This window comes from Devosia nitrariae (assembly GCF_030160115.1).
Lineage (GTDB): Bacteria > Pseudomonadota > Alphaproteobacteria > Rhizobiales > Devosiaceae > Devosia > Devosia nitrariae.
The window spans coordinates 118,114-133,467 of the sequence record NZ_BSNS01000007.1 but is presented as its reverse complement, the minus strand read 5'-3'; the positions used below and the strand labels follow the sequence as shown (position 1 = coordinate 133,467).

The following is a 15,354-nucleotide window of genomic DNA, read 5'->3' as shown; positions in this document are numbered from 1 at the left end:
GGCCTCCCTGAGGGAGCCTCGCGACAAGCAAGCGGGTGTGGGCCAACAGATCCTCCCCGAGCGCATTGTTTGCACTGCGTGTTGGACCTCAGTTTGGGTTATTTTTGCGCGGGTTGCTAGTGTCTGCGGTTGGTGGGACGCGGCCAGTTGCGGATGGTCGGTTCGGCCGATGCCGTCGCCTGTCCGAACCATTCAAGACAGCGTCAGGCGGGCCGTGCAGTCATGGGGCGTTACTGACTGGAGCTCCCCATGATCGTTACGGCATCTTCCATCACATTCATTACGCCGCAGGTGGCGACCGCCCGCGCCTTCTACGAGCGCTATTTCGACACCTGGTCGCCCTTCGACTGCGGCTGGTACGTCCTGGTGAGGCTGGGCAAAGAGCCCGACGCGCCGGAAATCGGCTTCATGGAGCCGCGCGATGGGGCCGAGCCGTTCCGTGCGGGCGGCATGCTGAACCTTACTGTCGACGATGTCGACCATATGCACGCGCGCATGAGCAGCGCCGGCGAAACGATCGTCATTCCCCTTGCCGACAATCCCTGGGGCCATCGCGGCTTCGGCGTGATCGATCCGGCGGGGGTTGTCGTCTATTGCCACAAGGCCATACCGGCGAGTGACGCGTTCGCGCCGTTCATCCAGAAAGGCCCGGATGTGCCGCGAGGCGCATGAGGGCCTCGTTCTTTCGGAAGCGGCCGGGCGTGTGGCCGAAGCGGTGCCGGAACGAGCGGGTCATGTGCGCCTGATCGGCATAGCCTGAAAGGAAAGCGATCGAGGCCAGGTCGGCCTGGGTCGCCAGTCCCGCCAACGCCCTCCGGGCCCGAGCAAGGTCGAACCAGAAGGATGGCGCCCGGCCGGTTGCCGAGACCAGATAGCGGTGCAGCGTGCGCGGTGAAACGCCGAGCTGGCGTGCAGCCGCCCTAACGCTTGTCGTTTCGAGGATGGCAGCGATCGGTTCTTCGTTGAGCCTGACGTGCGTATGGATGGCATCGAGAAGTCGCATTTGCATGCGCTCATGGTCATCGCCTGTCGCGAACTCCATCCGGAGTTGCCTCAGAACGGAAGCGGGAACGCTGGCGCCCGGGCGCAGGCGCAAGCCGATGAGACATTCACCAGCGGTGAGGTGCACCTTGCGCGTCCGGTCATCGAGTGCGCAAAGCTCGAGGCTCGAGCGACCATCCGGCGTGACCCGGATGATCAGGTCGCGGCAGCCATCGGGAAGAACCGTGGCATCTGCGCTGGCGGTGCGGCAGTAGCGCCACTGTTGCAGGATCGGATCGCAGACGCTCATGGATCTCTGTTCGCCAGGAAAGATCGAAGCCTAGTCCGAGCGCCAGGTGCGAACAATGGCAGTGGCAGAATCAGACGGGGGTGACGGCCTCTTGCAGGCGGCGAGCGTAGACGTCTCGCCCGTCATCCGAATCGCTTAGGCTTTGACCCCAAGGCGAGAGGAGGCGACCGTGAAACTGGATCTGGCTCTGGTTGCCCCACCGCTGAGGACGATCCTCTTCCATTACCTCAAGACGGCCCGGCTGGTGCTTCTCGCCGTGCTCGCCACCACGCTGTTGGGCACGCTCGCGTCCATCGGCGCGCCGTATCTCTTTTCCCGCCTCATCGATCAGCTCTCCGCTGCATCGGTCGCCAGCGGCCTCATCTGGGCGTTCATGGCCTATGCGGTCCTGATGGGCGCCGCCTACGCATTTCAGCGCATGTCGAGCTTTCTCACCTTCATGACCTCGGAGAGCCTCAACTTCGTCACGTCCACCTCGTTCTTTGCCCGGCTGGTCGAAAAGACCTCGTCCTTCTTTCTCGATCACAACCCCGCCGAGATCGAAAACGCCCAGCAGAAGGGCGAGAGAGCGCTCAACATCGTCGTCCAGTTCGCCCTCGCCGCGGTCCTCCCCAGCGTCACGCAGCTGATCCTCGCCCTCGGGCTTTTGGGCACGGTGCTCGATTTCGATATCGCGCTCATCGTTTTCGGTTATGGCGTCGTCTATGTGGCGCTCGTCGCCCGTGCCGCTTCGGTCACTCGCCCACACCTGGACGAGGCCATCGAGCAATCCCAGGCAAGCTCGCGCTTTGTAGGCAACGCCATCTCCTCGATGGACACACTGCGCCAGTTCCAGTCAGCCGGCTGGATGATCGGACAGTTCACCAATCGCGAGCGCACGGTTCTCGAAGCCTTTGGCCGCTACGCCACCACCCATGTGCGATATGCCTTCATCTTCGGCCTCGCGCTCACCGTTCAGTTCGCCATCAGCCTCTGGCTGCTCGTCCCGCGCGTCGCCGCCGGCGAGTTGACGGTCGGCGATCTGGTCCTGTTCAACACCCTCCTCCTCCAGCTCAACCTGCCCTTTCAGATGATGGGCCAGGCCATCCAGCAATTCGCCCAGTCCTATTCCAATTTCCTGCCCTTTGCCCGCATGTGGCAGGCCGACGCCCATGACGATCCCGAAACCACCGACACCTTCGCGGTAAGCGAGGGCGTCATCGGCTTTGAAGACGTCTCCTACCTCTATCCCAATGGCCGTGGCGTCTCCGAGATCAGCTTCACCGCCCGCCGCGGCACGATCACCTACATCACCGGCGATACCGGCGCGGGCAAATCAACCCTGTTCAAGCTGCTTTTGAAGGACATGCGGCCGACATCGGGCAGCATCACCGTCGACGGCACCGATCTTGGCGCGGTCTCGCGCACCGACTGGTTCGCTCATGTCGCTGCGGTCCCGCAAGACATCGTGCTTCTCAACGATACGCTGGCGACCAACATCGTCCTCGGCAGGCCTTTTGATGAGGCCCGTTTGCGTCGCGCCGCCGAACGCGCCGCGATCCTCGCCTTCATCGAAGGGCTCGAGGCCGGCTTTGACACCGTCGTCGGCGAGCGCGGGCTCAAGCTCTCCGGCGGCGAACGCCAGCGCATCGCCATTGCCCGCGCCCTCTATGCCGATCCGGCCGTCGTGCTTCTGGATGAAGCGAGCTCGGCCCTCGATGCCGAAACCGAAAAAGACATCATGGACCAGCTGCGCCTCATCCGTGATGAAGTCACCATCATTGCCATCACCCACCGCGTCAGCGTCATCGCTCCCGACGACAAAGTGGTCAGAATCGGCCCCATCGGCACGCAGCCGTAACCCCCCCACAGCGCGGATGTGACGACGCCGGCGCAAAACTTGGCAGCTGGCACATCTGCACAGTGATCTGTGCAGAGCCCCTAGTGCAGGCGCCGCAAAGGCATTAACGTTGCGGTCCCGCCTTATTCTGTCCCCTTTTGTCGAGACGACCCCATTGGCCGAGCCCTCCTTGTTTGCCCGTTTCGTTGCCCTTGTGGGCGGCGCCGCCGTTGCCATCCGCCATTCCGGTGAAGGACCAAAATCCCCAGCCTATGGCACAGAGCCCGCGATCCCCATGCCCAAGCCGCAGGGCAGCATTCCGACGCTGAAGATGCCGACTGCCAAGGGCTGGGAAGGCGACCACAAGCCGACCCCGGCGCCGGGCCTCAAGGTCAATGCCTTCGCCAAGGGGCTCGTCCATCCGCGCAATGTCCATGTGCTGCCCAATGGCGATGTGCTGGTCGCCGAATCCATGGGTGAAGGCGGCAAGCCGCGCACGCTCTTCGACCACGCCATGCACGCGACCCTGAAGCGGGCCAGGGCCTCGGGCCAAAGCCCCAACCGTGTGACGTTGCTGCGGGATGCCGACGGCGATGGGGTGGCCGAGGAACGGCACGCCCTTATCGAGAACGTCCGCCAGCCCTTCGGCATGGTGTTGCTCGGCGACACGCTCTATGTGGGCGCCAGCGACGCTGTGCTGGCCTACCCTTATGAAGCCAGGGCGACGAAGATCACGACGGCGGGCAAGAAGCTGATGGACCTCGTTCCCGGCGGCCACTGGACGCGCAACCTCATCGCCAGCAAGGACGGCACCAGGCTTTATGTGGCGGTGGGTTCGCAGAGCAATATCGGGGACGCGGGCATGGCGGCCGAAGAGAACCGCGCCTGCATCCATGAGCTGGACCTGACCACGGGCAAATCGCGCATCTTTGCCGGGGGGCTGCGCAATCCGGTTGGCATGGCCTGGGAACCGTCGACGGACGTGCTGTGGACCGTCGTCAACGAGCGCGACGGGCTAGGCGACGAGACGCCGCCGGATTACCTGACCTCGGTTGTCGATGGCGGCTTCTATGGCTGGCCCTATTGCTATTGGGACCGGGTGGTCGACGACCGCGTGCCGCAGGATAACGCCAAGGTCGCCTCGGCGCTGCAGCCGGACTATGCGCTGGGCGGCCATACGGCCTCGCTCGGCCTTTGCTGGCTGCCGCAAGGCACGCTGCCGGGCTTTTCGGCCGGCATGGCCATAGGCCAGCATGGCTCGTGGAACCGCTCCAAGCTCTCCGGCTACAAGCTGGCTTTCGTTGAATTCCAGGACGGCAAGCCCGTGGGCATGCCGCGGGACATCCTGAGGGATTTCCTGTCGCCCGACGAGGAGTATTCCTATGGGCGGCCGGTCGGTGTGGCTCTGGCCAAAGACGGCGCCGTGTTGATGGCCGACGATGTCGGCGACGTCATCTGGCGCGTCACGGGCGCGTAAGACGACCATGCGGGTCTTGGCAAAGCTGGTCGCCGCCGGTGTGACGCTGGCCGCTCTCGTCGTTCCGTCGTGGGGTGAAGAGCGCCTGGTGTTGGGTCTACAGGAAAGCGGCACGGTGCAATGGGAAATCCAGGCGATCCGTGATCTCGGGCTCGATGCCCGGCACGGCGTGACGCTCGAAGTGCGCCCGCTTGCCGATAGCCGGGCGGGACAGATCGCGCTGCAGACGGGTGCGGTCGACGTCATCCTTTCCGACTTCACCTGGGTCTCGGCGCAGCGCTGGCGGGGGAGCGACTTCACCATGGTGCCCCACTCGCTGGCCGTGGGCGGGCTGATGGTGCCGGCGGAAAGCGACATCGAGGCGGTCGAGGATCTGGCGGGCAGGGTGATCGGCGTTGCCGGCGGGCCGGCGGACAAGAGCTGGGTCACGCTCCAGGCCTATTATGCGCAGGCGACGGGCGGCACGCTGGCCGATGACGCCGAGGCGCGTTTCGGGGCGCCGCCGCTGATCAACGAACTGCTCAGTTCCGGCGGCATCGATGCCGGGCTCAATTTCTGGCACTGGAATGCGCGGGGCAAGGCCGCGGGCATGCGGCAGGTCATCTCGGTGGCCGATATGTTCGCCGCCCTTGGCCTTGCCGAACAGCCGCCGCTGCTGGGCTGGACCTTCAGCGAGGACGTGGCGGCAGGCAAGGAGGAGGCGTTGAAGCGCTTCCTCGATGCATCGTTCGACGCCAAGGCGGCGCTCCTCTCCGAGGACGCGGTCTGGGATGGGCTCGCCGGGTTCATGGGTGCAGCCGACGATCCGGCGCTGTTCAAGCAGTTGCGTGACGATTATCGCGCGGGCATCGTCAGCAGGTATGATCCGGATGAGGTCTCGGTCGCAGAAGAGGCCTTCGCGCTTCTTGCACGATATGGCGGAAGCGACGTGGTGGGCGATCAGACGGAACTGGCGCCAGGCACCTTCTGGGAGGGGTATCGCAAATAGACCGGGCACGGCGCGAACGGCAGGGAAACGTCCTCGGGTGGGAGGTTCTGTCCCTGCCGCTGCTGCTCGTGATATGGCAGGCCCTGGCCATGGTCTTCGTCCATCGCCTGTTTCCGACGCCTGTCATGGTGGCGGAGGAAATCTGGGCGCTGGCGAGCGAGGGGCGGCTGCTATCGGATCTCGTGCGGACGCTGGTGCGCGCCATGGCGGCGTTCGCACTGGCCATGGTGCTGGGAACGGCTCTGGGCATAGTGCTGGGCCGGCAGGCGTTCCTCGATCGGCTGTTCTCCTCCTGGCTGGTGGTCGGTCTCAACCTGCCGGCCATTGTCGTCGCCATCGTGCTCTACATCTGGCTGGGGCTGACCGAAACGGCGCTGATCGCCGGCGTGATGATCAACAAGGTGCCGCTGGTGATCGTCACCATCCGAGAGGGCGTGCGCAGCTTTTCCGCCGAATACGAGGAGCTGGGCCTGGCGCTGCGGCTCGGCTTCCGGCGACGGCTCGCCACGATCTACTGGCCGCAATTGCTGCCGTTCGTGCTGGCGGCGGCGCGGACGGGATTGTCGCTGATCTGGAAGATCGTGCTGGTGTTCGAGGTGTTGGGCAGCGATGGCGGCGTCGGCTATCGGGTCAGCCTCATGTTCCAGTTCTTCGACGTCACCGGCATTCTTGCCTATACCGCCGCCTTCATCATTGTGGTGCTGGCCTTCGAATATGGCGTGTTGCGGCCGCTGGAGGGGAGGGCACGTGCATGGCGGCGCCCAGCCTGAACATCGCCGTCACGGAAAAGCGCTTCGGTGTGGGAGCACCGCTCTTTGCCGATTTCAACCTGTCGATCGAGCCCGGCACCGTTGTGGCATTGCTCGGGCCTTCAGGCATCGGCAAATCCAGTCTGCTGCGGATGGTGGCGGGGATCGATCGCGCCTTTTCCGGCTCGATCGCCATCGATGCTGTCGCGGCAGCGCAAGCGCCGGCACCCGGCTTCGTGTTCCAGGATGCGCGGCTCCTGCCCTGGCTGACGGCGCTGGAGAATGTGCGGCTGGCAAACAGGGATCTGGATCAAGCGGGCGCGGAGAACTTGCTGTCGCAGGTTGGCCTTGCCGGGCGCGGAGGAGACTTCCCGCATCAGCTGTCCGGCGGCATGCAGCGGCGCGTGAGTCTGGCGCGGGCCTTAGCGGCCAATCCAGGACTGCTGGTGCTGGACGAGCCGTTTGTTTCGCTGGACGCGGCGCTCGCGGCCGAAATGCGCACGCTTCTGGCCGAGACGATCGATGCGCGCCGACCCACGGTGTTGCTGGTCACGCATAATGTGGAGGATGGCGTGCGCCTTGCCGACCGCATCATCCTGCTTGCGGGACGGCCGGCGCAAATCGCTGCCGATGTCGCGCTGGATACGCCGCGATCGGAACGAAACGAGGCCGTGCTCGACGCCTACCGCGCGCGGCTCATGGCCTGACGCAGACGCGCCTCGGCGATGTGATGCTAGCCAACGTGCTCACCCGAGCTTTTCCGGCCATCGGCATCAGTCCGGCGCCTGTGAAGGAGGAGCCGAGGCTGCAAAGAAGGGCGCTGGTTTGAGGATGGTGTTGGTCTGGGAAATCAGGTTTCCCGCCTCGGCGCTCCTTTTCAGGTAGCTGATCCAATCCGGGTCCTGCTGCAGGCGGGCGCGCTTCTGTTCCCGATCGGCTGCGCTCTCATACACCCAGATGTGGACATAGGAATTGACGTTGCCAGTTTCGGTGGCTGCGAACAGGAGCGGTGTGCCCAGGTGCCGGGTCTGAACAGGCCAGCCATGCTCGGCGTAAAGCTGCAACTGCCGCTGAATGGTCCCGGGGCGGCAGGTATAGGTGCGGTGATCGTAGATCATCATTCCTCCGGATTTGGGCGAGCAGCCTGCAAAGTCGCCAGGTTTTTTCCCTTGCCGGTGGACACCTACTTGCCACGGCACGCATCAAGTGTACTAATATATATCAGCCAGCGCGTGCAACCCGATAGCTTCGCGGGAAGCTCGGCCGGCAAGTTCTGGTGGATTGATCGGGCTGCCTTGCACCGGGCAGCCAAACAAAAAAGAGAAGGCACGCATCAGAACGCTGCTGCCATCCAGCGCGACCGAAAGGCGACGCTTGAACAGTGCTTTTTTCAGTGAGGAGGAACTATGAAACGTATTCTTGTTACCGCGGCTTCTCTGGCATGCGCGCTATTGGCCATGCCGCTTGCGGCCCATGCCCAATACCCTGAGCGGGACATACGCGTGGTGGTGCCGTGGGGCGCCGGGGGCGGCACCGACGCGATCGCCCGCAAGCTGACCCAGATCGCCGAGGATGAAATCGGCGGCACGATGTATGTCGAAAACATCGAAGGCGGCGTCAGTGCCACCGGCATCAGCCAGGTCATGCGTGCGCCGACAGACGGCTACACCATCGGTGTCCTGACTTATGACAGCGTGGTCACCATTCCATGGCAGGGGCTGTTGCCAAGCTACGACCTGGAGAACCTGAAGCTGGTCGCGCGCGTGACCAGCGAACCGGACGCATTGGTCATCGACGCCGATGCCGGATACGACACGCTCGAGCAACTGCTTGCTGCCGCCAAGGAGGATCCCGAAGGCGTCCGCGTTGCAGTGCAGAACCTTGGCGGGCGCACGCACCTGGCGCTTCTGCAGTTGCAGCAGCTGTCGGATACCCAGTTCCAGGTGATCTCCTATCCGGGTGGCGCTGGCCCGCAAAAGGAGGCGATCCTCTCCGGGGAAGCGGTAGGCGCCGTCACCAGCCTTGGCGATTTTGCCAATCTTTTGCAGGATGGCACCGTGAAGGGTCTGGCTGAATTTTCCTCAGCGCCCAACCCGACCTATCCGGACGTGCCGCTAGCCAAGGATCATGGTGTCGATCTCGAGATCGGCAGCTTCATCGTTCTCGCCGTGCCGGCAGGAACGCCCGACGACATCGTCGCGCAGATCGAGTCCGCCTATCAGGCCGCCTATGAAAGCCAGGAATTCCAGGATTGGGTGTCCAATGTCGGGGTGACGCCAAGCTGGCTCGGCACTTCCGAAGTCACGCAATGGGCCGAGGAAACCCAGCAGACCCTGTTCGAGGAAATGGATGCTCTGGTGGAGCAGGGGATCCTCACCAAGTAAGATGAAGACCCTCCATCGCGCCAGGCCGTGAGGCCTGGCGCGTGTTCTTTTGCAAGGGATATGCACGATGGACCGGCGGAGACTGCTGAGCGCGGAATTCGGGCTCCCCATATCGCTCTTGATACTGACCACCATCTATCTCGCCGAGACGTTCCGACTGCGCTCGCAGATGTCTGAGTCGTTCTGGGAAGGCCCGAGGGCCATGCCGGTGCTCGCCTGCGTGCTCATGTACGCGCTGCTCGTGCTTGTGCTGGTGCGCCAGTTTCGCGCTGCATCGACAGCGCCGGCCGAGGGCAGCGCCGTGCGTCCCATCCTGGTGACCGTCGCCACGGCCATCTACATCTTCGCCTTCGAGCCGTTGGGATATGGGCTCTCGACCATATTGTTTGTGAGCGCCCTGTTCGTGATCTTCGGCTTCAAGCTCGAAAAACCGATCTCATTTGCGATCCATGCGGTCGCGGTGACTGCTGTCTTCTACGTCCTTTACGCGGTCTTGTTCGGCATTCGGCTTCCTGAGCTCTACGGGATCATCTGATGGAAACGTTCCTCGGCTATTTCGGCGGGTTCAGGGAGCTTCTCGATCCGCTCAACCTGGCGGTGATGATCGGCGGTTTCCTGATCGGCACGTTCTTTGGCGCCATGCCGGGGCTTACCTCGGTGCTGGCTATCGCGCTGCTGCTGCCCATCACCTACCAGATCGATGTCGTGCCCTCGCTGATCATGTGCGCCTCGATCTTCATGGCCGGCATGTATTCCGGCTCGATCACCGCCACCACGATCAACATCCCGGGTGCGCCATCCTCGATGATGACGGCGATCGAAGGCCATCGGCTGATGAAGCAGGGCAAGGGCGCCAATGCCCTGGGCCATGCAGCTCTCGGGTCGATGGTCGGTGGCACGCTCGGGGCGCTGATGCTGATGGCCTTCATGCCGGTCGCTGCACGGCTCTCCCTCCTGATCCAGACACCCGGCAAGTTCTCGCTGGTGCTGTTCGCGCTGGTGGTGATCGTCATCGTGGAAAGGGGCGCAATCGCCAAGAGTGCCATCGCGGTACTGCTCGGCATCATGATAGCCACGATCGGCATCGACGTACTCCAGCCTATCCCCCGCTTCAACTTCGGCACGGAGGTGCTGATCGAGGGGATCGACCTGATGCCGCTGGTGATCGGTGCGTTTGCCGTCAGCGAGATCCTGGTCCAGGCGCAGAGCTGGAATGTCACTTCCGGCGTCGACGCCGATGAGATCCGCAAGATCAAGATCCGCCGGCAGGAGTTCATTCCACTGTGGTCGGAAGTGCGCGAGATCGGCGTGTGGACGTATCTCAAGGGTTCGGTGCTCGGTTATCTGATCGGTGTCTTGCCCGGTGCGGGCGGGTCCATGGCTGCTTTCGTGTCCTATGTGGAGGCGCGCAGGAGCTCGAAAAGGCCGCAGGACTACGGAAAAGGCAGCCGCGAAGGCATTGCGGCGGCGGAATCGGCCAACAACGCCATGTGTGGCGGCGCTTTCGTGCCGATGTTGATGTTCGGCATCCCCGGCGATCCGACAACGGCGATCGTGCTTGGCGTGCTCGTGATCAACGGGCTGCAACCGGGCGCGCGCTTGCTGGAAAACCAGGCCGATCTGATCTCGCCCATGTTCGCCTCCTTGATCGTGAGCGCCCTCATCCTGATACCGCTCACGCTCTACCTCTTGGGGCCGCTGTTCTTGCGCATGGTCACCGTCTCCAGAGGCCTGCTCTATACCGGCATCGCGGTGGTGGCGCTCGTGGGCAGCTATGTCGCGACCCTCTCCATCTTCCAGATGTTCCTGTCGCTGCTGTTCGGGATCCTCGCTTTCGTGATGCGGCGCCAGAACTATTCCACCGTCGCGCTGCTGCTCGGGTTCATCCTGGGGCCGGATCTCGAGCAGTATTTCCGGCGGGCGATCACCCTGACCGATGGCGGCCCGCTGGTGTTCCTCACCAGCCTCGACAGCCTGTTCTTCCTGCTTTTGACCGCCGCCTTTGTCTACGTGATCGTCATCCGCAAACCCAAGGACAGCATAGCGGCGTAGGCTGGCGCCCCGCCGTTCCACAGGATTTTTTTAGCAAGCAGGACCAGATGCGCCACGGCGGACAAATATTGGTAGATCAGCTCAAGATCCATGGGGTGCGCAGGGTGTTCTCCGTCCCCGGGGAGAGCTTTCTGGCGGCGCTCGACGGGCTTCACGATTCCGGAATCGAGAACATTGTCTGCCGTCAGGAAGGCGGCGCCGCCATGATGGCGGAAGCTCACGGCAAGCTGACGGGCTTGCCGGGCGTCTGCTTCGTGACGCGGGGACCGGGCGCAACCAACGCTTCGGCCGGAGTGCATGTCGCCCGGCAGGATTCGACGCCGATGATCCTTTTCGTAGGGCAGATCGATCGTTCACACCGCGATCGCGAGGCCTTCCAGGAGGTGGATTATCGGGCGATGTTCGGTACCCTTTGCAAATGGGTGGCTGAAGTCGATCAGACCGAGCGTCTGCCGGAATACATCTCCCGGGCTTTCCATGTTGCCCTTTCGGGGCGACCAGGGCCGGTGGTGCTGGCGCTTCCGGAAGACATGCTTTCGGCTGAGGCTGAGGTCGAGAACCTGCCTGTGGTGGCGCCCTCGCCGGCCGCCGTCAGCGCGGCTCAGGTCTCCGCCCTGACGCAGGCCCTGAGCCGGGCCGAGAAGCCCCTGGTGGTGGTTGGCGGGACACTATGGGACGGGGAGGCGGCCGCCAATCTGACGCGTTTCGCCAAGGCGTGGAACCTGCCCGTGAGCGTGACTTTCCGCCGCCAGTGCCATCTCGACAACCGGCACTCTAATTATGTCGGCGATCTCGGCGTCGGCATGAACCCCAGGCTTGGTGCACGCTTCCAGGAGAGCGATTGCCTGTTGATGCTGGGCGGCCGGCTGGGCGACAGCCTGACGCGTGGCTACGACCTGATGAAGCCGGCGGCACCAGGCAAGACTATCTTGCATGTCTATCCGGACCCGGGAGAACTGGGACGCGTCTACCGCCCGGATCTGGGCATTGTCGCGCAGGCTGCGGAGATGGTGGCGGCGTTGGCGCAAACGACGCCGGCGGCCGGCACCGAAGCCAAATGGTCCGAGTGGACGGCGGCGGCAAGGCGCGACTACGAAGTCTGGATAAAGCCGAAGGAAACGCCCGGTGCGGTGAAGCTGGAACAGGTCATCCACTGGCTTTCCACCAATCTCCCGGAAGACGCCATCGTCACCAATGGCGCGGGCAACTACGCGGCGTTCCTGCACCGCTATTTCGTTTACAAGGGCCCGCATACGCAATTGGCGCCGACTTCGGGCAGCATGGGCTATTGCTTTCCGGCGGCGGTGGCAGGTGCGCTCGAGCATCCGGACCGAGCGGTCGTCTGCCTTGCCGGCGACGGGTGCTTTCAGATGACCCTGAACGAGATGTCGACGGCCATGCAACATGGTGCCAAGCCGATCGTCATCGTCGCCAACAATGGGCAATACGGCACGATCCGCATGCATCAGGAGCGGCACTATCCGGGACGTGTCTCCGGCACGCAGCTGACGAGTCCGGACTTCGCGGCATTGGCACGTGCTTATGGTGGCCACGGCGAGCTGGTGATGAACACGGCTGATTTTCCCGATGCGTTCAATCGCGCCAAGGCCGCCGATACGCTCGCCGTGATCGAACTGCGGCTCGACCCCGAGGCACTGACATCGGGCGCTACATCATCCGAAATCCGTGCCCAAAGCGAAGCTGCAAGGAAATAGCGGGCGGCGCATTCCGCACAAGGAGAGCCGGATGGCCGATATCGTATCGATGCGCGAGTGCAGGGGACTGCATGTGGTGGCGCAGACCCCGTTTCGGGAAGACGGGGCGCTGGACCTCGATAGCATCGATACGCTTTCCGCCTTCTACTACAAGCACGACGCCCAAGGTTTGACGGTGCTGGGTGTGAGTGGGGAACAGGGCAAACTGACGCCGGACGAGTGTATTGCCGTGGCGGCCCGCTTCGTTCGAGCGGCGCAGGGCAAGCGCATCATCGTGGGCGTATCCAGCCCCGGCATCGCCCAACTCGTGGCCGTTGCGCAGCAGGTGATGGCCGAGGGCGCCAGCGGCGTGATGATCTGCCCACCCGCCGGCACGCAGACGGATGAAGAGCTCCTGCGCTACTTCGACATCATTTTCGCCCGGATCGGCGATACACCGACGGTTCTGCAGGATTTTCCGGGCCATTCGGGGGTGAAGATGTCGCCCTCGCTGATACGCCGGCTGGTGGAAACCTTCCCGCAGATCGCGGTAGTCAAGGAGGAGGATCTTCCAAGCGTCACCAAGATCACCCGGCTGCGGGCGGAGCTCGGGTACAAGGTGCGCATATTGACCGGAAACAATGGACTCTACCTGCCTCAGGAATTGGCGCGCGGGGCAGACGGGCCGATGGCCGGCTTTTCCTTTCCCGAAATGCTTTCCGGAGTCTACGACCTGATGAGCCGCGGGGAAAGCGAAGCGGCCCACCGATTGTTCAACACCTATTTGCCCCTGCTGCGCTATGAGGCCCAGGGGGAGTGGGGCATCGCCATCCGCAAGGAGGTGATGCGCCAGCGCGGTGCCATGGAATGCGCGGTGCTACGCGCCCCGGGACCGACGCTCAATGCGGTGGACATGGCCGAAATCGGGGACATGATCGCCAGGATGGAGATCGGCTTCCAGTTCGACACCCGAACTCTCGGACGCTAACATGTCGACCAACAGCCAAGTGGGAAGTCCCTTTCGTTGAAACCGAGCCCATTGCCTTTCGAATCGCGCCTTCAGGGACTGAACATGACGGATCCCGCGGCTCCCGGTCCTGCCTTTGGCGGGTTTGCCGCGCCATCGGGCGGATCGGTCGGGAGTCGCCTTTACGAGGATTTGCGCCGAAGGATCATATCCCTCGAATTTCCGCCTGGAACAAGCCTGCCGCGGGCCGAGTTGGCGAAGGCTTATGAAGTGAGCCAGACGCCACTGCGCGAGGCGATGCAGCGCCTGGAGCAGGATGGGCTGGTGCGGATATTTCCGCAGTCCAAGACTATCGTCAGCCAGATAAACACCCCGCAGATTTATGAGGCGCATTTCATGCGGGTGGCGCTCGAAACGGAAGTGGTGCGCCAGCTGACCCGTGCAAGGAACCAGGAGGCGGTGAAACATGCGCGGGCGATCGTGCGCATGCAGGAGGCGGTGGCCGAGGATCCGGGGCAGTTGCTGGCATTTCAGGAACTCGACGAAATGTTCCACCAAACACTCTTCGTGGGGGTGGGCCATCGGGGCCTGCACCAGTTGGTGACCTCTAAATCGGGGCATTTAAGCCGCATGCGGCGACTGCAACCGCATGACGAAACCAAGATACGGTTTATCCTCGACGGGCATCGCGACATCCTCGACGCCATCGATTCGGGCGAGGAAGAGGCTTCCGTTAAGGCCATGCGCGCCCACCTCAGCCAGACTGTGGTGAACGTGGAGGCGCTGCGCGAGCGCTACAAGCACTTCTTCAGCTAGAGCCTCGCGCGCTGAGGGAATCGGAGCGCCGGCTCCAGTACTTTGTGGTCGCAACGTTTGTTGCGAAAGGCCGGTATGCACCTCTGCTCGCGTTGCTCTAGTGTGTGCCAAAAGGCCGGCTTGGAGGGGGTCCTTGAACTTGGCGAGTACCGATCGGCCCGTACGCGTCGTGTGCGTCGGGGCGGCCACCTACGATCTCCTGTTTCGGCTGGAAACGCTTCCTGACGGGCCGGGAAAGGTGCTGCCGTTCGCGCTGCTCGAGGTGGCACACGGCATGGCGGCAAGCGCGGCGGCTGCGGCCGCCAGGCTCGGCGCCCAAGCCTCTCTGGTGGCGCGAGTGGGTGATGACGACATCGGCACGCGCATCATCGGCGACCTGACGGCGGCCGGCGTCGATTGCCGCTGGGTGCGTCAGGTGCAAGGAGCGCGCTCGCCCACCAGCGCCGTCCTCATCGACCGGCGGGGCGAAAGACTGGTGGTGCCGTACTACGATCCGGCGCTGGGCACCGACACCGATTGGCTGTCGCTCGACAAGATCGCAGAGGCCGATGCGGTCCTCGTCGATGTGCGATGGCCGCAGGGCGCCGCCCGCATACTCGACACCGCCCGGGAGGCGGGCATTCCGGGCGTGCTCGACGCCGATGTCGGTCCCGATGAGGTGGTTGTCGACCTGGTGTCGCGTGCCAGTCACGCGGTCTTTTCCGAGCCGGCTGCAGCGCGGCTGTCAGGCACTCGCGACCCCGCCGCCGCCGTGGCAGAGATCGCGAGGCGCTTTCCCGCCTTCATCGCCGTCACGGCAGGTCCGCAGGGTTGTTTCTGGGACGATGGCGGGACGGTTCGCCAGCAGCGGCCGCCTGCAGTCGAAGCGGTCGACACGCTCGCGGCCGGCGACGTCTTCCACGGTGCGTTCGTCACTGCACTTGCCGAGGGCATGCCCATGCGAGAGGTCATCGACTTCGCCAATACCGCCGCCGCCCTCAAATGTGAGGTCTTCGGCGGCAGGCTAGGGGCACCCGACCGCGCCCGGGTCGTGGCCAGAATGACAGGCGAGCGCTGACACTCAAACCTGCAACCGGGGCGTCGCAAGGGCCTTGACAGGCTACCTACTACTAGGTAG

15 protein-coding genes are annotated in these 15,354 nt (G+C 63.8%); 13 read left to right on the top strand and 2 right to left on the bottom strand.

From position 1 onward, the window contains the following. Positions 1 to 249: 249 nt before the first annotated feature. Complete coding sequence (locus QQK18_RS05860; RefSeq protein ID WP_284339372.1) at positions 250 to 672, top strand: VOC family protein; 423 nt, start codon at positions 250 to 252, stop codon at positions 670 to 672. Here QQK18_RS05860 and QQK18_RS05855 read toward each other — a convergent pair. After that, a complete protein-coding gene (locus QQK18_RS05855) occupies positions 635 to 1,291 on the bottom strand; it encodes a helix-turn-helix domain-containing protein (protein WP_284339371.1) in 657 nt (218 codons plus the stop codon). The genes QQK18_RS05860 and QQK18_RS05855 overlap by 38 nt on opposite strands. Before the next feature lie 169 nt (positions 1,292 to 1,460). Here QQK18_RS05855 and QQK18_RS05850 point away from each other — a divergent pair, with 169 nt between their 5' ends. The 5 genes from QQK18_RS05850 (at position 1,461) to QQK18_RS05830 (ending at position 7,031) form a co-directional block, all read left to right on the top strand. Further along, positions 1,461 to 3,131, top strand: a complete 1,671-nt coding sequence (locus tag QQK18_RS05850; protein ID WP_284339370.1) for an ABC transporter ATP-binding protein — start codon at positions 1,461 to 1,463, stop codon at positions 3,129 to 3,131. Positions 3,132 to 3,285: 154 nt separating this feature from the next. Further along, positions 3,286 to 4,587, top strand: a complete 1,302-nt coding sequence (locus tag QQK18_RS05845; protein WP_284339369.1) for a PQQ-dependent sugar dehydrogenase — start codon at positions 3,286 to 3,288, stop codon at positions 4,585 to 4,587. A 7-nt stretch (positions 4,588 to 4,594) separates the two neighbouring features. Continuing rightward, positions 4,595 to 5,575, top strand: coding sequence for an ABC transporter substrate-binding protein (locus QQK18_RS05840; protein ID WP_284339368.1), 981 nt, complete (start codon positions 4,595 to 4,597; stop codon positions 5,573 to 5,575). A gap of 89 nt (positions 5,576 to 5,664) precedes the next feature. Then, entirely contained in the window at positions 5,665 to 6,345 is a 681-nt protein-coding gene (locus QQK18_RS05835) for an ABC transporter permease (RefSeq protein ID WP_284339367.1), read from the top strand. Then, positions 6,327 to 7,031, top strand: a complete 705-nt coding sequence (locus QQK18_RS05830) for an ABC transporter ATP-binding protein (RefSeq protein ID WP_284339366.1) — start codon at positions 6,327 to 6,329, stop codon at positions 7,029 to 7,031. The genes QQK18_RS05835 and QQK18_RS05830 overlap by 19 nt, the downstream gene beginning before the upstream one ends. 66 nt (positions 7,032 to 7,097) lie before the next feature. Here the strand turns inward: QQK18_RS05830 and QQK18_RS05825 are convergent, their stop codons facing one another. Further along, positions 7,098 to 7,442: an NIPSNAP family protein gene (locus tag QQK18_RS05825; protein ID WP_284339365.1), complete on the bottom strand. Its 345-nt coding sequence runs from the start codon at positions 7,440 to 7,442 to the stop codon at positions 7,098 to 7,100. A gap of 288 nt (positions 7,443 to 7,730) precedes the next feature. Between QQK18_RS05825 and QQK18_RS05820 the strand changes: the two genes are divergently transcribed. From QQK18_RS05820 to QQK18_RS05790, 7 genes are all read left to right on the top strand, one after another. After that, entirely contained in the window at positions 7,731 to 8,708 is a 978-nt protein-coding gene (locus tag QQK18_RS05820; RefSeq protein ID WP_284339364.1) for a Bug family tripartite tricarboxylate transporter substrate binding protein, read from the top strand. A 67-nt stretch (positions 8,709 to 8,775) separates the two neighbouring features. After that, complete coding sequence (locus tag QQK18_RS05815; RefSeq protein ID WP_284339363.1) at positions 8,776 to 9,243, top strand: tripartite tricarboxylate transporter TctB family protein; 468 nt, start codon at positions 8,776 to 8,778, stop codon at positions 9,241 to 9,243. Further along, on the top strand, positions 9,243 to 10,760 hold the full coding sequence (locus tag QQK18_RS05810; protein ID WP_284339362.1) for a tripartite tricarboxylate transporter permease: 1,518 nt from the start codon (positions 9,243 to 9,245) through the stop codon (positions 10,758 to 10,760). Before QQK18_RS05815 ends, QQK18_RS05810 begins: the two co-directional genes overlap by 1 nt. A 47-nt stretch (positions 10,761 to 10,807) precedes the next feature. After that, entirely contained in the window at positions 10,808 to 12,475 is a 1,668-nt protein-coding gene (locus tag QQK18_RS05805; protein ID WP_284339361.1) for a thiamine pyrophosphate-binding protein, read from the top strand. Between the two features lie 31 nt (positions 12,476 to 12,506). Then, entirely contained in the window at positions 12,507 to 13,442 is a 936-nt protein-coding gene (locus QQK18_RS05800; protein ID WP_284339360.1) for a dihydrodipicolinate synthase family protein, read from the top strand. 84 nt (positions 13,443 to 13,526) lie between these two features. Then, entirely contained in the window at positions 13,527 to 14,237 is a 711-nt protein-coding gene (locus tag QQK18_RS05795; RefSeq protein WP_284339359.1) for a GntR family transcriptional regulator, read from the top strand. Between the two features lie 133 nt (positions 14,238 to 14,370). Beyond that, entirely contained in the window at positions 14,371 to 15,294 is a 924-nt protein-coding gene (locus QQK18_RS05790; protein ID WP_284339358.1) for a PfkB family carbohydrate kinase, read from the top strand. Positions 15,295 to 15,354 lie beyond the last annotated feature (60 nt).

Excerpts from the sequence above, each read along its gene's own strand:
- QQK18_RS05855 (WP_284339371.1), bottom strand. The coding sequence starts at position 1,291 with ATGAGCGTCTGCGATCCGATCCTGCAACAGTGGCGCTACTGCCGCACC.
- QQK18_RS05795 (WP_284339359.1), top strand. The coding sequence starts at position 13,527 with ATGACGGATCCCGCGGCTCCCGGTCCTGCCTTTGGCGGGTTTGCCGCG.
- QQK18_RS05835 (WP_284339367.1), top strand. The coding sequence starts at position 5,665 with ATGGTCTTCGTCCATCGCCTGTTTCCGACGCCTGTCATGGTGGCGGAG.
- QQK18_RS05815 (WP_284339363.1), top strand. The coding sequence starts at position 8,776 with ATGGACCGGCGGAGACTGCTGAGCGCGGAATTCGGGCTCCCCATATCG.
- QQK18_RS05860 (WP_284339372.1), top strand. The coding sequence starts at position 250 with ATGATCGTTACGGCATCTTCCATCACATTCATTACGCCGCAGGTGGCG.
- QQK18_RS05820 (WP_284339364.1), top strand. The coding sequence starts at position 7,731 with ATGAAACGTATTCTTGTTACCGCGGCTTCTCTGGCATGCGCGCTATTG.
- QQK18_RS05840 (WP_284339368.1), top strand. The coding sequence starts at position 4,595 with ATGCGGGTCTTGGCAAAGCTGGTCGCCGCCGGTGTGACGCTGGCCGCT.
- QQK18_RS05805 (WP_284339361.1), top strand. The coding sequence starts at position 10,808 with ATGCGCCACGGCGGACAAATATTGGTAGATCAGCTCAAGATCCATGGG.
- QQK18_RS05800 (WP_284339360.1), top strand. The coding sequence starts at position 12,507 with ATGGCCGATATCGTATCGATGCGCGAGTGCAGGGGACTGCATGTGGTG.
- QQK18_RS05825 (WP_284339365.1), bottom strand. The coding sequence starts at position 7,442 with ATGATCTACGATCACCGCACCTATACCTGCCGCCCCGGGACCATTCAG.
- QQK18_RS05810 (WP_284339362.1), top strand. The coding sequence starts at position 9,243 with ATGGAAACGTTCCTCGGCTATTTCGGCGGGTTCAGGGAGCTTCTCGAT.
- QQK18_RS05830 (WP_284339366.1), top strand. The coding sequence starts at position 6,327 with ATGGCGGCGCCCAGCCTGAACATCGCCGTCACGGAAAAGCGCTTCGGT.